This is a genomic window from Streptomyces cacaoi (assembly GCF_006539165.1).
Classification (GTDB): domain Bacteria; phylum Actinomycetota; class Actinomycetes; order Streptomycetales; family Streptomycetaceae; genus Streptomyces; species Streptomyces cacaoi.
Window position 1 is genome coordinate 137,519 of sequence record NZ_BJMM01000017.1, and the last position, 19,374, is coordinate 156,892.

Here is a 19,374-nt window from a genome sequence, read left to right on the forward strand (position 1 = left end):
TCACCGCTTCCCGTACCGGGCGACGGCGTCGTCGAAGGCGGCGGCCAGCGCGGTGATCCGCTCGCCGTCCTCGAACATCGTGAAGTGGTGGCCGGGGACCTTCTGCACGCGCAGCCGTCCGGTGATGTGGTCCTGCCACAGCGACTTGTCGCGCACGTTGATGCGCAGGGCGTCGAGCAGTTCCTCCGGCTCGGGCTCCTCCGCCTGCAGCAGCAGGACGTCGCCGTCGAAGGGGCGGTCGGGGTAGTAGGTCTTGAGCATGTCGTGGTTGGCCTGCCAGATAGTCAGGAACCCCTCCTCCCGCAGGACACCGACGTCGACGCCGCGCATCAGGGAGGTCTGTTCGGACAGCACGTCGAACGCCGCGTGGAACTCCCCGGGGCTCAGGCGTCCGCCGACGTAGCTTTCGGGCACGTGGGTGTCGAGCATCAGCACCGGTTCGACCCGTTCGCCGACGGCCTGGAGCTGAACGGCCATTTCGAAAGCGACGTTGCCGCCGAAGGAGTAGCCGCCGAGCCGGTAGGGGCCGTGGGGCTGCACCGACCGGACCCGCTCGACGTACAGGGCGGCGAGGTCGCGCAGGGTCGCGGGCCGCGGGCCGGCCTCGGCGGCGGGGAAGGACAGCGCGGTCAGCGGGACGGTGGAGTGCGAGGCCTCGGCGAGCCTGACGTACAGCAGGTTGGTGCCGCCCGCGGGGTGCACCAGGAACAGGGGTGCGCCGTCGCCCTCGCGGACCGTGACCAGTCCGCGTCCGGCCGGTTCCCCGGCCCGGGCGGCGCGCACGGCTTCGGCCATCCGGCTCGGGGTGCGCAGGGCGCCGAAGGCATCGAGGTCCAGGGTGATGCCGAAACGGTTCCGGAAGACGCTGACGATCTCGACGGCGAGCAGCGAGTCCCCGCCGAGGTCGTGGTAGTCGTCGTCCGGGGCGATCCCGCGGACCCCCAGGTGCTCTTCCAGTACGGCGGTGACCTGCTCCAGCAGGCCGTCGTCGGTGCCGGTCTCCGTCGCGGTGGTGACGGAGACCGGCACCGGTGCGCCCGGCCGCCGCTCGGTGGTCGGCTGCCGCGGGACCGGCCGGGGGGTGTCCGGCTCGATCCAGTGGCGCTGGGGGCGCAGGGGGTGGCCCGGCAGGGAGATCTTGCAGGCGAGGGGGAACGCCACGTCGCCGTCCGGGAGTCGGCCGTTGGCCCCGTCGGCGATCAGCGCGTCGAGTCCCGCCCGCACTTCGTCGAGGTCCTCGGCGATGAACGTGTGCGCCACCGGGTGCCGGGTACGGCCTGCGAACAGGGTGTACGCGAGGTCCACGAGCCGGATCCCGGGGTGATCGTCGAAGTGGACGCGCAGTCGGCGGGCGAGGTCGGTGAGGGCGGCGGCGTCGCGTGCGGAGAGGACGACCGGGTACGGCGTCGCCGCGTGGTCCTCATCGGCGAGCGGGGCGGCCGGCGCCTGGGCCAGGACACAGTGCGCGTTCGTCCCCCCGATCCCGAACGAGCTCACCGCGGCGGCCCGCAGCGGCTCGGCGTCGAAGTGGACCGCGGCGCGCGGCACCTCGTACGGCAGGCGGTCCAGCTGCAAGAACGGGTTCGGCTCGCCGATGTTGATCTGCGGCGGCACCGTCTGGTGGTGCAGCACGAGCGCGGCCTTGATCAGTCCGGTGACCCCCGCGGCAGCGTCCAGGTGCCCGAGGTTGGCCTTGAGGCTGCCGATGAGGGCGCCCTCGGCGGGCGTGCCGGCGGCGCGGTGCGCGGCGGCGAGCGAGCTCAGCTCCAGCGGGTCGCCGACCGCCGTACCGGTGCCGTGGGTCTCGATGTAGCCGATGTCGCCGATCGGGACCCCGGAGACCTCGATCGCCCTGCGGATGACTGCCTGCTGCCCAGCCGTGCCCGGGGCGGTGAAGCCGATCTTGGCCGAGCCGTCGTTGTTGAGGGCGCTGCCGCGGATGACGGCGTAGACCCGGTCGCCGTCACGGCGGGCATCGGGCAGCCGCTTGAGGACGACGACCCCGCAACCGTTGCCCTTGATCGTGCCGGACGACTCCGCGTCGAAGACCCGGCAGTGCCCGTCGCGGGAGAGGATGCCTCCCTCCTGGTAGTCGTAACCGGCGGTCTGCGGGAAGGAGATGCTCACGCCCCCCGCGAGCGCCGCATCCACCTCGCCGTCGTTCAGGGCCCGGCAAGCCAGGTGCACCGCGGTCAGGGAGCTGGAGCAGGCTGTCTGCACGGTCATCGCGGGGCCGCGCAGGCCGAGCTTGTAGGCGACGCGGGTGGCGAGGAAGTCCTTGTCGTTGCCGAGCAGGACGGGGTAGGTCAGCGCGCCGTCCGCGTGCTCGGCCGAGCGCAGGACGTTGAAGAGCAGGTACGTGGACAGGCTCCCGGCCGCGTACACGGCCACGTTCGCCCCGCGCCCGGTGACCAGGCCCGCGTCCTCGGCGGCCTCCCAGGCGCAGGTGAGGAACACCCGGTGCTGCGGGTCCATCCGGCGGGCGTCGCGCGGAGTGACGCCGAAGAAGTCCGCGTCGAACAGGTCGGCGTCGGCGAGGTCGGCGCCGTAGGGCACGCGAGTGGGTGCGTCCACGTCCGCCGGGCTTACTCCGGCGGCCGCCATCTCCTCGGTGGAGAAGCGCCGTACGGCCTCGCGTCCGGACAGGAGCAGCTCCCACAGTTCGGGCACGCTCGCGGCGCCCGGGAACCGGCCGGCCATGCCGACGACGGCGATCGGGCCGGTAAGCGGTCCGGTGAGCGGATCGGGCTGGTCAGGCATGAGTGGTCCCTCGTATGTCGTCTATGTGGGCGGCGAGCTGCCGCGTGGTGGTGTGCGTGAAGAGCTCGATCATTTCCAGGCCGTCGACACCGAGCCGCTCCTGCAGCCGCCGGTGCACCTCGACGACGTGCATGGACGAGCCGCCGATGTCGAAGAAGTTGTCGTCGGGCCCGAACCTCGCCGCCGGCAGCACGCTGCGCCAGACGTCCTCGACAGCGTCGACGGTGGAGGCGGAGTCGGGGATGGAGGCGGATTCGGCGGTGGACACGGAGTCCGCCGCCGGCCGCGGCACGGCGTCGGTGGCCGACGGCGGCCAGGGCAGGGCCCCGTCATCGACCTTGCCGTTGACGGTCAGCGGCAGCGCGTCCACCCGGACGATGCGCGACGGCATCATGTACGGCGGCAGCAGCCGGCGCAGTACGGAGCGCACCTCTGCGTCGCCGGGCAGCCCGCGGCCAGCGAGGAAGGCGACGAGCGCGGGATGGTCCGCGTCCCGTTCGTCGAGACGCACCACGCACTCCTGGGCGCCGGGCAGCGACAGCAGCGCCGATTCGACCTCGCCCAACTCGATGCGGAAACCCCGCAGTTGGACCTGCTTGTCGATGCGCCCGAGATGCACCAGGGTGCCGTCGGGGCGGACCAGGCCGAGGTCCCCGGAGCGGTAGACGACCGCGCCGTCGTGCACCGGGTAGCGCTCGGCCGTCAGGTCGGGGCGGGCCAGGTAGCCGCGGGTGACACCGGCGCCGCCGATGATCATCTCCCCGGGCACGCACGGCGGGCACAGGTGTCCGTCCTCGTCGACGACGCGCACCGTCAGGTCGGACAGCGGCCGTCCGATGGCGGAGGCAGTCTCGTACTGTGCGTCCTGCTCGGTGACCGGATGGTAGGTGACGTGCACGGTCGTCTCGGTGATGCCGTACATGTTGATCAGGCGGGCGCGGCGCCCCATGAGCTCGAACCAGGGCTGCAGGGCGGCGTACCGCAGCGCCTCGCCGCCGAAGACGACGTACCGCAGGGCGAGGGCGTCACGGTCCTCGGGGCGCAGCACCTTCAGGAGCTGGCCGAAGGCGGACGGCGTCTGGTTGAGGACGGTGACCTGCTCCCGTACGAGGAAGTCGCGGAAGGAGTCGGGCGACTTGGCGACGGTCTCGGGGACGACGGCCAGGCGTCCGCCGTACAGCAGCGCGCCGAAGATCTCCCAGACGGAGAAGTCGAAGGCGTATGAGTGGAACAGGCTCCACACATCACACGGCCCGAAGCCGAAGTGCTCCTCGGTCGAGCGCATCAGCCGCATCACGTTGCGGTGGGCCACCTGGACGCCCTTGGGGCGGCTGGTGGATCCGGAGGTGAAGATGACGTACGCGTCGGCGTCCGGATCCGCCGGCTGCTGCGGCACGGGGCCGGCGGGGCCGGGGGCGAGGAGGTCGCCGGCGTGGAGGGACGTGGTGCCGAGGTCCTGCCAGCGCGCCTCGTCCTCGATGACGGGCAGGCCGTCGGGGAAGCTGTGCAGGATCTGTTCGATGCGCGCGGCGGGCGAGCCCGGATCCAGCGGTACGTAGGCCTTGCGGGCCTTGAGGACACCGAGGATCGCGGCGATCAGCGCGGTGCCCCGGCGCATGGCGATGCCGACGTGCGGTCCGGGCACCTCCCGGACGAGCCGGGCGGCGATCCGGTCGGACAGCTCGTCGAGTTCAGCGTACGTCAGCCGGTCGTCGCCCGCGGTGACGGCCGTGCGGCCGGGGAGCTGGCGTGCGATCTTGGTGAACCAGGCGTCCAGCGACCGGTCGACCGCGTACGCCGGGCGGGCCGTGTGCGGGTTGGCCAGGTAGTCGAGCTCGGCCTCGGCCTGCGGCGAGAGAGCCGGGATGTCGGTGACGGCGATGCCGGGATCATCCTGGACGCTGTCGAGGACGGTGCGCATCACGGACAGCGGGTCGGTGGCCCACTGCTCGTGCGAGCACTCGACGTTGACGGTGAAGGAGGAACCGAAGTCCTCCACGTTCATGGACAGCGGGTACTTGACCAGTCGCCGGGGCTGGATGAGCCACTCCACCTCGCAGCCCGCCAGGCGCAGCTGGAGGGGCTCCTTGTAGTAGGTGAAGGTGCTGTCGGTGCTGAGGATGCCGCCGACGGCCCGGGGGCAGACCTCGCGGGCCGCGGCGGCGAGGTCGAAGTTCTGGTGGCGCAGCATGCCGGTCGTCGTGGCCTGCACGGAGCGGCACAGGTCGGCGAAGGTGTCGTGCTCGGTGAGGTCAACGGCCAGAGGGAGAGTGTTCACGAAGTAGCCGTACGCCTGCTTCTGGCGCAGTCCGCGACGGCCCGCCAGCGGCAGCCCGGTGACCAGCTGGCGACCGCCGGTGCAGCGGGCGTAGGCCACCAGGTAGGCGGCGAGGAAGTAGGAGAAGGGCGTGCATCCGAGGTCCTTGGCCTGCTGCCGGATGTAGTCGCTGGCGGCGGCGTCCAGACGCAGACGCCGCTCCTCGCCGAGCAGGCCTCCGTCGGGGGCGCGGCGGCCCTGGAGACGGTCGTCGCCGAAGGTGGTGAGGTGCTCCAGATGCTTGCGGAAGAAGGCCACCGCGTCGGGGCGCGGCGGGAGAGGGGCGACCAGGTCGGAGGGGTCGTCCTGGGTGGCCGGGGAGAGTTCGGCGTCCGGGTCGGCGTACAGGCGCTCCAGCTCCGCGACGAAGTTGAAGTAGGAGTAGCCGTCCAGAACGATGTGCGAGAACAGCAGGGCCGCATAGACGGCGTGGTCGTCCTGGTAGAGCGTGAAGTGGTACTGCTCGGGGGCGTCCGGCGGCAGCGGGGTGTCGGCGCGCTCGGCCAGGCGCCGGGCGACTTCCTCGCGCTGGTCACCACTGAGCCTGACCAGCGGGATGTCCTCGGCACAGGGCTCGGGTCCGGGCCGGTGTACGGCGAGGACCTGCCCGCCCTGTTGTTCGAAGACGGTGTTGAGGGCGCGGATACCACGGCCGAGCCGGGCGAGGGCGATGCGCAGCCGGTCGATGTCGACGTCGCCGGTGATCCGGTAGGCGCCGGCGAGGTTGAAGGCCGCGTTGTTGGTGAAGAGCTGGGTATGGGTGTAGAGCTTCAGCTGCGCCGGAGTGGCCGGCCGTGCCGAGCGGCACTCAGTCATGCGGGTCTCTCTCTTCGTCCGTCTCTTCGTCGTTGAGTTATTCGCGGGCCGGTCAGTGAGCCGGCTTGCTGATGTCCCAGGCGACGGCGCGCGCGAGGCTGCGCGGCACATGACGCAGGCCCCACGCGGCGATCTTGTAGCGGAGGCTGGGGATGCTGACGACCCTGCCCTTCTCGAGGTCCTCCAGGGCGGTACGGACCACGTCGTCGGCGCTCAGCCACAACCAGGGCGGCGGGAAGCTGGTGGGGATGCCCGCGCGCTGGTGGAACTCCGTCCGGGTGTAACCGGGGAGCAGGGCCGTCATGCGCACCCCGGCCGATGTGACCCGGTGCGAGGAGGCGAGGGACTCGGTGAAGGCGATGATCCACGCCTTGCTGGCCGGGTAGGTGGAGCTGAGCCAGGCCGGGCCGAGGCCGGCGACGCTGGCCACGTTGAGGATGGCTCCGGCGCGGCGCTCGGTCATCACGGTCAGGGCGGCGTCCGTCAGCCGCAGGACGGCGCGGACGTTGAGGTCGAGCAGGCGCTCCTCGGCGGCGATGCCGGTGGCGAGGAAGGGCCGTTCGTAGCCGATGCCCGCGTTGTTGACGAGCAGATCGACGGCGGGCGCGGCCCTGAGGCACTCGGTGACCGCGCCGCAGCCCTCGTCAGTGGTCAGGTCGGCCGGGATGGTCTCGACGTCGACTCCCTGCTCACGCAAGTCTTCGGCACGTTCCTTGAGAGCGGTCTCGGAACGTGCCACGAGAGTGAGGTCGTAGCCCCGCGCCGCGAGGTGACGGGCGAAGGCGCTGCCCAGTCCGGCGGTGGCTCCGGTGACGAGGGCGGTGGGCATGGCGGTGACTCCCAGTCGTGGCGGTTGGAAGGCTGTGGTTGACGGGACGCTTGTGGCGTGCGATCCGGAGTGGCGGGCCGGATTGGTTGCGGTACACAACTTGGGTTACGGGCGGACGAGTCACGGCACGCAACTCGGCTTACGGGTGGACAAGTCCTGACACGCAACTCGGTCTCAGGCACCGGAATTGTTGTGGGCGGAACAGTTGTGGTGGCGGTCAGGCTGTGCGGGCGCTTGGGGCGCGCGGCCACTGCGGTTGTGTGTGGGGCAGCCGTCCAAGCGGTTCGGGCCGCGGAGGGCGGACAGCCATGGAGGACACGCCCAGCCCTGGCAGGCCAGGACGGCCCGCGACAGGCACACCTGGCCTCAGCGGGCGCAACGGGCCCCGGCAAGCAGCCCCAGCCGCAGCAGGTGAGAACCAGCTCCGGTGAGCAGACCCGGCCTGCGGGACAAGCTCATCCCCGCCGAACACCCTCAGGCCGCCACGGACAACCCCAGCACCCGCTCCCGCACCGCCGCGAAGCCGGCCACCGCGCGGTCGAGGTGTTCCCGCGTCTGCACGGCCGTGTAGCTGGTGCGCAGCCGGGGTGAGGCGGCCGGGGGCAGCACGGCGTTGACGTACACCCCCTCTTCGATCAGCAGGTTCCACGCGTGCAGCGTGGCCAGGTCGTCGCCGGTGTCCACGGGCACGATGGGGGTGGCGCTGGCCCCGACCCGGTAGCCCAGCGCGGTCAGCTCGCGGCGCATGTACGCGGCGTTGTCGGCGACCGCCGTGCACCGCCAGGGCTCGTCGCGCAGGATGAGGAGGGACTCCAGCGCGGCGGCGGTGTTGGCGGGACTGGCGCTCGCGGAGAACATCAGCGCGCGTGCGTTGTGGCGGAGGTAGTCGATGACCTCCTCGTCGCCCAGAACCGCACCGCCGATGGAGCCGAAGGCCTTGGAGAAGGTGAGCGTGATCAGCGGGACCTCGTCGGTGAGACCGAAGTGGGAGCAGGTGCCGCGCCCCTTGTCGAGCACACCGGCGCCATGGGCGTCATCGACGAGGAGGGTGGCGCCGAACTCCTCGCAGAGGTCAGCGAGGTCGGGCAGCGGGCACAGATCGCCCTCCATGCTGTAGACACCGTCGACCACGACGAGCACCCCGCCGCGGTGACCGGTGCGCCGCAGCTCGTCGGCGAGGTCGGCGGTGTCGTTGTGCGCGAACCACTGGATCTTGGCGCGGCTGAGCCGGGCGGCGTCGATCAGGGAAGCGTGGGCCTCCTTGTCGATGAGGATCAGGTCGCCCGGTCCGCACAGCCCGGCAATGGCCCCGAGGTTGGCCTGGTAACCGGTGGTCAGCACCAGCGCGGCGGGCTTGCCGAAGAAGTCGGCGAGCTCCCGCTCCAGGCGGTCGTGCAGGTCGAGGTTGCCGTTGAGGAAGCGCGAGCCGGTGCACCCGGCGCCGTACCGGGCCGAGGCCTCGGCGGCGGCCGCGACGACCCGTGGGTCGGTGCTGAGCCCCAGGTAGTCGTTGGAGCCGCACATGACGACCTCACGCCCGCCGGCCATGCGGGCGACGCCCGCGTCCCGCGCGTCGAAGTTGAGGAAGTAGGGGTAGAGGCCGGCGTTCCTGGCGTCGCGGGCCCGTGTGTAGGAGGCGCATTTCTGTATGAGAAGACTCACTCTAATCCACCTTTTCGAAGGCCGCAGGAAGGCATGGACAAACTCGGTCGCGGAATGTTCAATTCCACCTCTCGGACAACCATGTGGAGGATTCCGAACACGGTCGTGAGTTCCCGCGGCGGCACCGTTGCCGACCCTTCGGGCGCATGAGAGGGAGGTCCTGGATCGAGTTCCGCGCACTCGGCACGGAATTCGCTCATCGGCCGGCGCGGTCCCAGCTGTTCCAGAGAAACTGAAGGACGGACGCGATGTCACAGAGCGCATTGCCGACCGCGTTGGCGATCTTGTTCATGTATCCCCCTGGTTCGACCACGAGGGAACGCATCACAGGTCAACACGCGCCGACCCGGACGCACCGCCCCCCGCGGATACGTCTCTGACGTGCAAGAATGGCCAGATAGCGGCCACCTGGACCGAAACTCTGAACGATCCGACTCGTTCTAAACTGCGGTCACGACCCGATCGCGTCAAGTGACCTCCTGGTGAATGGTTAGGGTTTCAGTTACCCGGGTGAAGGGGAGTCGGGAGGTCCGCTTGAATCATTGCATTACCGGCCGGTATGCCGCTACAGTCCGCCGGGTCCAGCCCGGCCCGCCTTTTCCTTGAGTGAAATTCAGAATCCACCCGGGAGAACCCTGTGGAACGCCTGTGGAAAGTGCAGGAGAGCATCGTCGTCAACGCGCCCCGTACGAAGGTCTACGCGGCCCTCTCCCGTCTTCAGAACATGGGAAAGTGGAGCCCGGAATGCTTCTACGTATGGCATCGCGGCACGACGGCGCGCGAGGGGACCGGATTCGTGGGGTTCAACCGCAAGGGCCCTCTGGTGTGGTTCACGACCTGCAGAGTCACCGTGGCTGACGCGCCCTACGAGTTCGCGTTCCGGGTCAGCACCTTCGGCCTGCCTGTGGCCCTGTGGGGCTACCGGCTGGAGCCGGACGGCGAGGGGACGCGCGTCACCGAGTACTGGCAGGACCTGCGGAGCGGTCCCGGGGCTCGCGTCACGGAACTGCTCGGCCTGGCGTTCACCGGCACCCGGCCCGAGGCTCGCGCGGCCGCCAACCGGGCCGGCATGCGCACCACGCTGCGCCGGCTGCAGCAGGCCCTCGCGGCCTGGCCGACCGACAGACCGACAGAGAGGCAGCGCGGCTCATGAACCTCACGACGGACGCACGGTCCTTCACACCGCTGAAGGAGCGCATACGCACCGCCGGCCTGCTCACCCCCTGTCGGGGCTACTACGCGGCCAAGTTCGCCACGAACACGGCCCTGCTGGCCGGCTCCTGGACCGTTTTCGCCTTGGTCGGCGACTCCTGGTGGCAGCTCGCCTGCGCCGCCCTGCTCGCCTTCGCCTACGGCCAGACCGGACTGCTCGGCCACGACGTGGGCCACGCCCAGGTCACCCACAGCAGGCGGGCCATGGAGATCCTCGGGCTGCTGCACGGCAATCTCGCCCTCGGCTTCAGCTACGGCTGGTGGATGAACCACCACACCCGCCACCACAACCACCCCAACCACCTGGACCTCGACCCGGACATCCTGCGTCGGGTGGTCGCCTTCTCTCCGCGCCAGGCCGAAGGCGTCTCCCGCCTGCGGGCCTTCGTTATCCGCCACCAGGCCCGCCTGTTCTTCCCGCTGTTGTGCCTGGAGTCGCTCGGCCTGCGCATCGGCTCGGTCATCGCCATCCGACGCGGGGTGGTGCGCCGCCCGCGACTGGAACTCGCCCTGCTCGCGGTGCACGCGATCGCCTATGGCACCGTGGTTCTCACCACCCTCTCCCCGCTGTCGGCCGTGCTGTTCGTAGTGGTGCACCAGGGCCTGTTCGGCGTCTACCTGGGCTGCGTCTTCGCCCCCAACCACAAGGGCATGCCGGTGCACGACGGCGAGGAACCCGACTGGCTCGCCCGCCAGGTGCTGACCTCCCGCAACATCCTGAGCTCCCGCCTGCACGACTTCTTCTACGGCGGCCTCAATTACCAGATCGAGCACCATCTGTTCCCCACCATGCCCCGGCCGCATCTGCGTCGCTGCCGGCCGCTGGTCATGGAGTACTGCGCCGAGATCGGCCTGCCCTACTACGAGGTCGGCGCCGGCCGCTCCTACCGCGAGGTCCTCGCGCACCTCGACGAGGTCACCCGCGCCGTCGCCCGGCCCGCTCCCGCGCCGCGCTGATCCCGTCGGCGAGCAGCGCGACCAGCTGCCCGGTGAAGTCGTCCGACAGCGGCCTTCGCCGTACCAGCAGCCGGATCCACAGGGCGCCGGCCACCGCGTCGACCAGCAAGGCCGGATCGAGGTCGGCGGGCAGCTCGCCCCGCTCCACGGCCCGGGTGAACAGCGGCTGGTGGCGCCCGAGCCGGTCCTCCAGGAACTGGGTCACCAGCTCGCGCATGGCCGGATGGCGTACGGCGCCCACCAGCGCCGCCTCCACCACCGCCCGCGTCTCCGGCTCGGCGAGCAACCCCTCGACCCGGCCGGCCAGTTCGGTCAGGTCACCGGTCAGGCTCCCGGTGTCGGGCAGATCGAAGGCGAGCGTCCCGGACTGCAGCAGGGCGTCGCGCAGGAGCTCGGACTTGGACGGCCACCAGCGGTAGATGGTGGTCTTGTTGACGCCGGACCGCTGGGCCACCCCTTCGACGGTGAAGGCGTCGTAGCCCTGCCCGGCCAGCAGCTCCAGACTGGCCGCGAAGATCTCCTCCTTGCGGCGAGGGCCACTCCGCTCACCGGCCCGCTCCTGGGCCGTAACGCTGTCTACCACTGTGCCTCCACACTGGCCCCAAGAAGCCAACGCAACGTTGTGTTGCGTCTATCTTATCCGACCCCTAGAATTGCAACGCACCGTTGCGTTGCAATTGCTGTGAAGGCGGTGTGCGTGCGTCCGGCTCAGGGCCCAGGGGGAACCGCATGAATCCGACCGTCCGACTCGTCTGCCTGCCTTACGCCGGTGGCAGCGCCGACGTCTACCGGCCCTGGGCGTCCGCCCTGCCCGAGGGCGGCGAGCTGATCGCCCCGGAACTGCCCGGGCACGGCCGCCGACTGCCCGAACGGCCCCTGGACCGCGCAGAGGACGTCGTCGCGGATCTGCTGCCGCGGCTCGGCGACCCGTCGGCCCCGCTGGTGGTGTTCGGGCACAGCATGGGCGGCCTGCTGGCGTACGGGCTGTGCGTCGCGCTGGACCGGCTGGGGACTCCCCCGCAGGTGCTCGTCGTCTCCGCGATGGGCCCGCCCGACCTCCTCGACTCGGCGGCCAGTCGCGCCCTCGCCGAGGATCCCGAGGCACTCGTGGACCATGTGGCAGGCCTGGGTTCCACTCCCTCCCCCGTGCTTGCCGATCCCGGGATGCGGGCGCTGGTGCTGCGCCCGCTCCAGGCGGACTTCCGTCTGCTGGCCCGTGCCCGGCGGACGGAAGTCCGCGAGGTTCCCGTCCCGCTGTACGCGCTCGCCGGGGGCCAGGACCCGGTCCACCCGCCGCACGAGGTGGTCGGCTGGCAGCGGCACGCGCGGCTGTGGGGAGGCCTCAGGGTGCTGCCCGGGGATCACTTCTTCCCCTGGCAGAGCGACAGTGTGCCCCGCTTCCTGGGCGAACTCGTGCGGTCCGTCGCCGCGGGACGCACGCCGGTCACCACCCCGGCCCACGACATGTACGAGACGAGCTGAACGAGGGGGCACCGCCATGCTGCACGCACCGCCTGGGCGTCTGACGCTGGGCGTCCTGCTGCCCGGCCGACTCGACTATCCGTTCCAGGAGTTCCTGGCCATGGAGCTGGAGCGAGGCCGCGTCGACGCGCTCCTCGCCCCGGGACCACGCGCGCCCGACGCGCCGGACCCGGTGACCCTGCTGTCCGGACTGTCGGGGGCCACCGAACACATCGGGCTCGTCGCGCCCGGTTCGCCGAGCGGCTGGGACCCGCACCGACTGGCCCGTCGACACGTCTCGCTGGACGTCCTCTCGTCGGGCCGGGCCGGCTGGCACATCACGGGTCCGGAGGGGACGGCCGTAGACGAGACGCTGCGACTGTGGGACGCCGCCCATCGTGACGGCATGCCCGGCATGGCACCGCCCGTACAGCGGCAGCCGGTGCTCTTCCGTACCGACGACCCCACCGCTGGGGACACCTTCACCACCCGGTACGCCGATGTCGTCCTCACCTCCCCGCACGACCTGCCCTCGGCCCGCCGCCGCTACGCCGAACTCGCGGACGGCGTCCGCGCGGCGGCCCGGAACCCCGAGCACGTACTGATCTGGCCGGTGCTGACGCCGTCGAGGGGGGCCACCCCCGCGAACCTCGCGGACCGCATGCAGCACTGGTACGAGGAGCGTGCGGCCGACGGCTTCCTGCTCTCCTTCCCCGGGCAGGCCGGCCCGCTCGTCGACTTCGTCGACCACGTCGTCCCCGAACTGTGGCGCCGCGGCCTGTTCCCGAACGCCTACGACGGCCGGGACCTGCGCGGCACCCTCGGCCTGCCGGACCCCACACCCGCCCCGGGAGGCGTCCATGCCTGAGCGACACCCTTCTGCCGTACGGCTGTTCGCGGCCCTGTCCGCCACGGTGGCGCCGGACCGGCCCGCACGCGCGAGCCTCAGGGCGCTGGCCGACGCCGCGGTCACCGCGGACCGGGCCGGCGTCGACGCGCTCGTCGTCCGCGGGAGCGACCCTGCGGGCCGGCCCACCGTCGAGCCCGTCGGCGTCCTCGCGGACGTCGCCGCCCGTACCGTCGCACTCGGCCTGGTCGCCGAGGTATCCCCGGCCTCCTGCGCACCGGATCACCTTGCCCGTGAGCTTGCCACGCTCGACCTCGTCTCCGAGGGCCGCGCCGGGCTCCTGCTGAACGATGCCGGTACGCCGGACGCCGAGGCGTACCTGGCGGCCGTACGGCAGAGCTTCGAGGGCACCCCGGAGCAGCACCCGATCGTCCTGACCTCGTGGTCGCCGTCGGCCGCCGACTGGCACGTGGCCGTCGAGGACAGCGGCGCGCCCCTGCCGCGTCTGATGCCCGTGACCCTGCCCCCGACGCCGTCCGCGCGCGCCGAGGACAGCACCGGCCTCCTGGAGAAGCTGATCCGCACCGAGCGACCGCACGGCCTGCTGCTGGACTTCCCCGCGGGGCCCGCCTCGCTGGAGATCTTCGCCCGAGTGATGCTGCCCCTGCTGCGTGAGCGCGGAGTGCTGCCGCCGCGGGCCGAGCGCGTCCGCCGTACGCTGCGCGGCCGGCTGGGACTCACCCAGCCGGCCGACCGTGCGACGGCGGTGCGGTGACGCAGTGATGACGACAAACCCGAACACAAAAGAGGATGCCGCCGTGCGAGCCAGCAACGTCTGGAAGCAGCCACGCGCCTGGCTGGTCGTGGTGGTGGGCTGTGTGCTGGCCGCCCTGAGCACTTTCAGCTATCTGGTCCCGGCCACCGACCCCGAGGGCCATCTGCACCGGCTGCCCCTGATCCTCGTCTCCGAGGACGAGGGCGTCATGGCGGCGGACGGCACGAAGGTCGACCTCGGGGCGCAGCTGGTGCGGGGCATCACCCGTGCCGCCGCGCGGGACGACCGGGTGGAGTGGACCGTCGTGGCCGAGCGGGCGGACGCCGAGCGGGCGTTGGCCGACCAGGACGCCTACGCCGCACTGGACGTCCCCCGCGACTTCACTGAGAAGTCGCTCTCCCTGCTGACCGCGGGCAGCTCCGCCGAACGTCCCGCGCTGACCGTACTGACCCACCGGGGAGTGGGCGGCATGGCGGCCTCGATGGCGGACAAGGCCGTGCGCAAGACCGCGGCGAAGGCCTCCACCCAGTTGGGCTCCCAGCTCATCGCCCGCGCCAAGACGGCGCAGAAGGCCACCGCCGGCCCCACGGCCACCACAGGCCGTGCCGCCGACCCCACCCGCGTCGGCGCTCAGCCCCAGAGCGCGGCCGCCACCCCCGGCTTCCTCGCCCTCCTCCACGACCCCGTCCAGGTCACGGCGCAGCAGCAGCCCCTGGACGCCGGCTCGGCGTCCTCCGGGGGCACCATCCCGCTCTATCTCGCCGTCGCACTGCTCATCTCCGGGCTCCTGCCGGCCAGCCTGCTGACCATGCTCGTCGATGCTCGGCTCGGCTACCTGCCCCTGGAGATCGGCCCCCGCCGGCTGCTGAAGCCGGTCGTCGGGATCGCCCGCTCCTCGACGTTCCTCGCCAAGGCGGTCATCGGCGCCGTCATGGGGTTCGCCGCCGGAGCGGTGGTCACCGAGGTGGGCCTCGTCAGCATCGATTTCGGCGCCCAGGCCCCCGGCCGGCTGGTGGTCTTCTGCGGCCTTGCCTGCGCCGCCGTCACGCTGCTGACCCTCGCCCTATTCGCGGTGCTCGGCGCCCCCGGCCAGATCCTCGCCCTCCTCGTGGTCACCCTGATCGGCATTCCTCTTTCGGGCGGAGCCATCCCGCCCGAGGCCCTGCCAGCCGGCCCGGACGCGCTCGGACAGCTCCTGCCGGCCCGCCATGTCGTCGAAGGCATCCGGTCCCTGCTGTTCTACGGCAGTGACGCCTCACAGGTGACCACCGCGTGGCTGGTCCTGGGAGCGTACGCGCTCGGCTCCGTCCTGCTGGGGCTGCTGGGCTCGCACTTCTACGACCGGCGCGGCTACCGGCGCGCCCACGAGCACGAACTGACGCTCCGCACCGCAGAGCACCCCGCACCGGAGCCGCTCCCCCGTCCGTCGTCGTGAGGTGAGACCTGCCATGGCCACGTTTCTGACCGTCTCCGGCAGTACCTTGCCGGACTCCTGCATCGAACACGTCCTGTTCACCCAGGTCGTGCCCCGCCTGGCGGGCGACGGCCACGAGACCCGTCACCTCGCCGTGCGGGACCTGCCCGCCGGCGCCCTGCTGCACGGCGACGCCGATCATCCCCGGCTGACCGCGGCGGCACAACTGCTCGCCGCGGCCGACGGCGTCGTCATCGCCACCCCCCTGTACAAGGCCTCGTACTCCGGCCTGCTCAAGGCCTTCCTCGATGTGCTGCCCCGGCGCGGCCTCGTGGGCAAGGCCGTTCTGCCGCTGGCGACCGGGCACATGGTCAGCCACGGCACGCTGCTCCACGAAGCCCTGCGCACGGTCCTCCGTTCCATGGGCGCGACCGCCGTCGTCCCCGGCTGCTTCCTGACCGAGCGGGCCGCACGCTCACTGGAGGCTCCCCAGTACGTCGGCGCCTGTGAGCAACTCGACCGGGGGACAGCGCTGCTCCGGCGCGCCACAGCACGGCTTTCCGCGCAGCAGGCGGCCGCCGTGCGGAGTGTGGCATGAGCCTGCCGGGACTGCGCGTTTTCGACAGTCGTGAGACGGCCGCCGCCGTGGTGATGGTGCACGGCATCCGCGTGTCCTCGTCCATGTGGCTCCCGCATGCCCGGCGGCTCGCGCCCGACTTCCGGGTGAGCGCCCCGGACCTGCCCGGCCACGGCACCCTGCACGGCAGGACGTTCACGCTCGCCGCGGCCGTCGACGCACTCGACGCCGTGGTCACCGAGGCACACACGGCGACGGGCCGACGGCCCCTGGTCGTCGGCATGTCCCTGGGCGGCTTCGTGGCCATGGCCCACGCGGCGGCCCACCCCGACCACGTGCGCGGACTGCTGGTGTGCGGCTCGACCGCGCGGGCGCGCGGCTGGAAGGCGCTCGCCTACACCGCCGCCGCACGCATCGACGAGCGCCGCAGCGAGGAGCACAGTGCCGCGGTGAACGCCCGCCTCTTCCGCCGCCACGCCACCCCCGAGTGCGCCGAGGCCGTCATCGCCGGCGGCTTCGCCCGGCACGCCTTCGGTGAGGCTGTCCAGGAGCTGCGCCGCGTGGACTTCCTGAGCCTGGTCGCCCGACTGCGGACTCCAACTTGGTTCGTCAACGGGCGCTGTGACCTTCTCTTCCGCCTGGAGGAACAGGCATTCCTCAGGGTCGTTCGCGGCGCCAGCACACCCGCCCACCTCGCACACGCCCCCGGCGGCCATCTCTTCCCGCTGCAGGACCCGGATGGCTTCACCGACCTGGTCCGCAACGCCCATGCGCGGCTATTCGTCACCTGACAGATCTCACTTCGGGTATCCCAGTCGACCCAGTCGCCGTCTCACTCCGGGCCGTCTGCTCGAATACGCGATGCCCCGGAGGGAGCCTGGGACATGAGTCCACGCCGACTCGCGCTCGTACCCGATCCCCGTCCCGGTGAGTCTCTGCTGAGCTGGGGGGGGGGACGCGCTCGCGCGGCTCAACCAGGTCTCCCGGACCGAGGCGCTGCGCATGGCGGGCCTGATCAGTGCAAGCACTGTGTCGGCTGTGTTCGGCTACCGCGTCAGTGACCCGGTCGTGCGTGCGGTGAGCCAGAGCACCGGGGTGACGGGGCAGCGGCTGCGGAGCATGACGCTCGCCCACTACGCGGGCAGTGCGCTGGAGCCGCTGCCGCTGGACGAGGTGAAGGAGTACGGGGCCTGGGCCGCGTGGCGGTACCGGCAGCGGACCGTGCTGCCCAAGCACTCCAACGCCTGTCCGTCGTGTCTGCGGGAGAACGGTGGCCGCTGGCTCCTGAAATGGCGGCTCATCTGGTCGTTCGCGTGCGTACGGCACCAGAGCTACCTGATCTCGCAGTGCTCCGGCTGCGGTTCCGCCCCCTGCACCGGGGGTGGCCGGGGAATCCGCAGTCCTGAATCTGTCCCGGGGCCTCGGGCTGCGTACGCCGGCACAGCCATGCGGGCGCGACATCCGCCGCATGCGGGGCAAGCCGGTCCGCGACGCCTCGCGCCTCGCCTGCCAGCGGCACATCGACCACCTGTTCGACGACCCGCACGCCACGACGCCAGAGGAGACACGGGACGTCCTCGGGGCGCTATACCGCTCGATGCAGGACGCATGGTCGCCGGTACGGCCCCTTCGGCTGCCCGCGACCGACGAGGCGGTCCACCGGGCCTGGGACCGCTATCTCGCGCCCGGCGGAAGCGGCGAGCGGTACCGCCCTCTGCTCGTGGCCGCCGCCGTGAAGATCGCCACCGAGGCCGGCCCCGACACCGCCGATGGCGAGACGGGCGGAAGCGGACACGCACGGCCGAACTGGGGCGCCAGGCAGTCCGGGCAGCGGGGCGAGGTCGAACTGGCCGCGAACCGGTTCGGCGGCCGCTGCCGTCACAGCGGCTGCTCCGCCTGGGTGCCGGCCGGGCACGGCGTCGTGCTGGGCGACACCGACGGCTGGGACACCTACTGCCCGCGGCACGCCCAGACGTTCACCCGTCGGGCGCGGTCCCGCGAACACACCGGGCCGGACGCCTTCACCGAGCCGTGCCTGAGGTTCCTCGACGCGCGCCTCCATGAAAACAGCGCCTGGGCGAGAGGACGACGATCTGCTCCGGCAGCGGATCGAGGCCCAGCGGCTGATTCTGGACGCCTGCGCGGCCACCGCTGCCCGTACACGCGAGGGCAGGTCTCCGAGGTACGCCGTACGGTGCCTGCTGCTGCCCTAAGCGGGGCATCCGGACTTCCGTGTGACGTGGCTGCCCCGCCAGGGGGAGAAACCGGCGCGCCCCCTCGCGGAGAGCGCGGCCGGGGAAGAGGGGCGGGGAGGGCCGGGCTCTGGCTGAGGAGGAGCCGGTCCGGCGGCTCGGGGTGGTTCCGGCCCCGTTTCCGGGGGAGGCGTTCGTCAGCTGGGTCGACACGGTCGCGGCGAGTCTGCGGGTGTCGCGGGCGGCGGCCCTGCGGGCCCTTGGGCTGCCGGGCAGCGCGAGTTTCAGCACCCACCAGTTCCATCTGAGTCCGGAGCAGGGCGGCTGCCACGGCTGCCCCTGTTGCCGCCCCGGCCGACGCCGGACCCCCACCCGAACCGGCCACCATGCACCCCACGCTCGACACGCTCCTCCAGCAGAACCTGGGCACACCAGCCAGGCACACCCGGCAGACGCCCCAGAACCCTTGGCAGCCCCAGCCGCAACAAGATCACACACGCGCGAAACGCCGCCAACCACTCACCCGCCGCCGCCTCCACGCCCCCAGCCCCGGACGCACCCGCCCGCACGCGACGTCCAGCCACCGCCGCCGCGCCTCGACTGTTCTGCCATCCGCCCGGCTGACACGAACTGCGGGCAGCCACTGCGAGCACGGCCTCCCGCGAACGGAGTTCGCACAGCAGGTCGGCGGCCTGACCCACTGCGCCGACACGACCCGAGGCCGATCCCCACCCCACCGCAGCACCCAGCCACACGACGGACAACGATCCAGCAGCGCCACCCGGTGCTCGGGGCACACCGCCGCACACGACAGCTTCCACCACAGCTGCCACACCCCACCCGACACCAGCAGACAGCACGGACACGCCCGGCTTCCATGTACCGCCGCCCACTCCTGCCCCGCAGACGGCCGCCGCGCCCGTCCCGCCGCGAGCACCGCTGGCACACTCAACGGACCCCCTCGAAGACGGACAGGTGCATCGCGTCCACCCGCTCATCGGGCACCCCCGTCGCCGCGAAAACCGTTCGCCGGACCACGTCGTCGGAGCGCACGCCGAACAAGGGAGGCCGCACATCCGCGGAAGCCCCCCGCAGGCCAAGCCCCATCATGGTCGCGACCTCGGCCGGCGGACACCGGTTCACGCGGGCCATCCGGCCCACCCACGACTCGAACGCCTCGCCCGTCCGCGGAGCCGTGACCAGCGCTAATCGCCGTGGCGACACGTGAGCACCCCCGAAGGTGACCCCATCCCTCTCATCTATGGGTTCGCGCTGTCAAGTGCACTATCAGGTTGGGGTTCACACTCTCATTCTGAGCTTCGACTCTCAGTCTCCGACGGCTTCACGTCGCGCAGTTGGGCGAGGTGTGCCGGATCGGTGAGCCTGTCGCCCTGCACCACGATGTGCCCGGTGTCCGTGTCCCGGTACAGCGTGGGGCAGTCGCCGTCCTTCGAGGTGGTGCCGATGAACTCCAGTGCCATGGTGGCATCTCCTCCGCTCGCGGTCGGACGGTCAGCATGCAGCGGTTCGGGCCGCACCGGCGCGGGTTTGCGCG

At 71.5% G+C, this 19,374-nt stretch carries 15 protein-coding genes and 1 pseudogene; 10 read left to right on the forward strand and 6 right to left on the reverse strand.

Annotated features, from left to right (window positions below):
* The 4 genes from SCA03_RS17645 to SCA03_RS17660 form a co-directional block, all read right to left on the reverse strand.
* Nucleotides 1-2,760: a polyketide synthase gene (locus SCA03_RS17645; RefSeq protein ID WP_086814031.1), complete on the reverse strand. Its 2,760-nt coding sequence runs from the start codon at nt 2,758-2,760 to the stop codon at nt 1-3.
* Complete coding sequence (locus SCA03_RS17650; protein ID WP_158102228.1) at nt 2,753-5,893, reverse strand: non-ribosomal peptide synthetase; 3,141 nt, start codon at nt 5,891-5,893, stop codon at nt 2,753-2,755. The genes SCA03_RS17645 and SCA03_RS17650 overlap by 8 nt, the downstream gene beginning before the upstream one ends.
* Nucleotides 5,894-5,945: 52 nt before the next feature.
* Complete coding sequence (locus SCA03_RS17655) at nt 5,946-6,722, reverse strand: SDR family NAD(P)-dependent oxidoreductase (RefSeq protein ID WP_086814034.1); 777 nt, start codon at nt 6,720-6,722, stop codon at nt 5,946-5,948.
* Between the two features lie 474 nt (nt 6,723-7,196).
* Nucleotides 7,197-8,384: an aminotransferase class I/II-fold pyridoxal phosphate-dependent enzyme gene (locus tag SCA03_RS17660; RefSeq protein ID WP_211293488.1), complete on the reverse strand. Its 1,188-nt coding sequence runs from the start codon at nt 8,382-8,384 to the stop codon at nt 7,197-7,199.
* A gap of 637 nt (nt 8,385-9,021) precedes the next feature.
* Here SCA03_RS17660 and SCA03_RS17665 point away from each other — a divergent pair.
* Nucleotides 9,022-9,537, forward strand: coding sequence for an SRPBCC family protein (locus SCA03_RS17665; protein ID WP_086814036.1), 516 nt, complete (start codon nt 9,022-9,024; stop codon nt 9,535-9,537).
* Nucleotides 9,534-10,553 carry a fatty acid desaturase family protein gene (locus SCA03_RS17670; RefSeq protein WP_086814038.1) on the forward strand — a complete coding sequence of 340 codons (1,020 nt, stop codon included), beginning with the start codon at nt 9,534-9,536 and terminating at the stop codon, nt 10,551-10,553. Before SCA03_RS17665 ends, SCA03_RS17670 begins: the two co-directional genes overlap by 4 nt.
* Here the strand turns inward: SCA03_RS17670 and SCA03_RS17675 are convergent.
* The gene (locus SCA03_RS17675) at nt 10,513-11,136 is read right to left on the reverse strand and encodes a TetR/AcrR family transcriptional regulator (RefSeq protein ID WP_037851870.1); all 624 of its coding nucleotides are present in this window, start codon (nt 11,134-11,136) and stop codon (nt 10,513-10,515) included. The genes SCA03_RS17670 and SCA03_RS17675 overlap by 41 nt on opposite strands.
* A 146-nt stretch (nt 11,137-11,282) precedes the next feature.
* Here SCA03_RS17675 and SCA03_RS17680 point away from each other — a divergent pair, with 146 nt between their 5' ends.
* The 8 genes and pseudogenes from SCA03_RS17680 (at nt 11,283) to SCA03_RS35130 (ending at nt 17,840) form a co-directional block, all read left to right on the forward strand.
* Entirely contained in the window at nt 11,283-12,035 is a 753-nt protein-coding gene (locus tag SCA03_RS17680; RefSeq protein WP_086814040.1) for a thioesterase II family protein, read from the forward strand.
* 16 nt (nt 12,036-12,051) lie between these two features.
* A complete protein-coding gene (locus SCA03_RS17685) occupies nt 12,052-12,882 on the forward strand; it encodes an LLM class flavin-dependent oxidoreductase (RefSeq protein WP_086814042.1) in 831 nt (276 codons plus the stop codon).
* A complete protein-coding gene (locus tag SCA03_RS17690) occupies nt 12,875-13,636 on the forward strand; it encodes an LLM class flavin-dependent oxidoreductase (RefSeq protein WP_030893452.1) in 762 nt (253 codons plus the stop codon). Before SCA03_RS17685 ends, SCA03_RS17690 begins: the two co-directional genes overlap by 8 nt.
* Before the next feature lie 43 nt (nt 13,637-13,679).
* Nucleotides 13,680-15,071, forward strand: coding sequence for an ABC transporter permease (locus SCA03_RS17695; RefSeq protein ID WP_158102229.1), 1,392 nt, complete (start codon nt 13,680-13,682; stop codon nt 15,069-15,071).
* Between the two features lie 13 nt (nt 15,072-15,084).
* Nucleotides 15,085-15,648, forward strand: a complete 564-nt coding sequence (locus tag SCA03_RS17700; RefSeq protein ID WP_030893454.1) for an NAD(P)H-dependent oxidoreductase — start codon at nt 15,085-15,087, stop codon at nt 15,646-15,648.
* Nucleotides 15,645-16,418 (forward strand): alpha/beta fold hydrolase, encoded by a 774-nt coding sequence (locus tag SCA03_RS17705; RefSeq protein WP_086814046.1) that lies wholly within the window; start codon nt 15,645-15,647, stop codon nt 16,416-16,418. Before SCA03_RS17700 ends, SCA03_RS17705 begins: the two co-directional genes overlap by 4 nt.
* A 181-nt stretch (nt 16,419-16,599) precedes the next feature.
* Nucleotides 16,600-17,691 (forward strand): annotated as a pseudogene (locus tag SCA03_RS37265) (TniQ family protein); the annotation flags it as partial.
* Nucleotides 17,688-17,840 carry a hypothetical protein gene (locus SCA03_RS35130; RefSeq protein WP_158102230.1) on the forward strand — a complete coding sequence of 51 codons (153 nt, stop codon included), beginning with the start codon at nt 17,688-17,690 and terminating at the stop codon, nt 17,838-17,840. The pseudogene SCA03_RS37265 and the gene SCA03_RS35130, both read left to right, overlap by 4 nt.
* 1,286 nt (nt 17,841-19,126) lie before the next feature.
* Here the strand turns inward: SCA03_RS35130 and SCA03_RS35135 are convergent.
* Nucleotides 19,127-19,300 (reverse strand): hypothetical protein, encoded by a 174-nt coding sequence (locus SCA03_RS35135; RefSeq protein ID WP_169729597.1) that lies wholly within the window; start codon nt 19,298-19,300, stop codon nt 19,127-19,129.
* Between the last annotated feature and the right edge of the window lie 74 nt (nt 19,301-19,374).

What these genes read in the sequence shown, in the direction of transcription:
- SCA03_RS35135 (WP_169729597.1), bottom strand. Translation starts at nt 19,300, where the DNA reads ATGGCACTGGAGTTCATCGGCACCACCTCGAAGGACGGCGACTGCCCC.
- SCA03_RS17685 (WP_086814042.1), top strand. Translation starts at nt 12,052, where the DNA reads ATGCTGCACGCACCGCCTGGGCGTCTGACGCTGGGCGTCCTGCTGCCC.
- SCA03_RS17700 (WP_030893454.1), top strand. Translation starts at nt 15,085, where the DNA reads ATGGCCACGTTTCTGACCGTCTCCGGCAGTACCTTGCCGGACTCCTGC.
- SCA03_RS35130 (WP_158102230.1), top strand. Translation starts at nt 17,688, where the DNA reads ATGAAAACAGCGCCTGGGCGAGAGGACGACGATCTGCTCCGGCAGCGG.
- SCA03_RS17670 (WP_086814038.1), top strand. Translation starts at nt 9,534, where the DNA reads ATGAACCTCACGACGGACGCACGGTCCTTCACACCGCTGAAGGAGCGC.
- SCA03_RS17680 (WP_086814040.1), top strand. Translation starts at nt 11,283, where the DNA reads ATGAATCCGACCGTCCGACTCGTCTGCCTGCCTTACGCCGGTGGCAGC.
- SCA03_RS17655 (WP_086814034.1), bottom strand. Translation starts at nt 6,722, where the DNA reads ATGCCCACCGCCCTCGTCACCGGAGCCACCGCCGGACTGGGCAGCGCC.
- SCA03_RS17705 (WP_086814046.1), top strand. Translation starts at nt 15,645, where the DNA reads ATGAGCCTGCCGGGACTGCGCGTTTTCGACAGTCGTGAGACGGCCGCC.
- SCA03_RS17645 (WP_086814031.1), bottom strand. Translation starts at nt 2,760, where the DNA reads ATGCCTGACCAGCCCGATCCGCTCACCGGACCGCTTACCGGCCCGATC.
- SCA03_RS17690 (WP_030893452.1), top strand. Translation starts at nt 12,875, where the DNA reads ATGCCTGAGCGACACCCTTCTGCCGTACGGCTGTTCGCGGCCCTGTCC.
- SCA03_RS17650 (WP_158102228.1), bottom strand. Translation starts at nt 5,893, where the DNA reads ATGACTGAGTGCCGCTCGGCACGGCCGGCCACTCCGGCGCAGCTGAAG.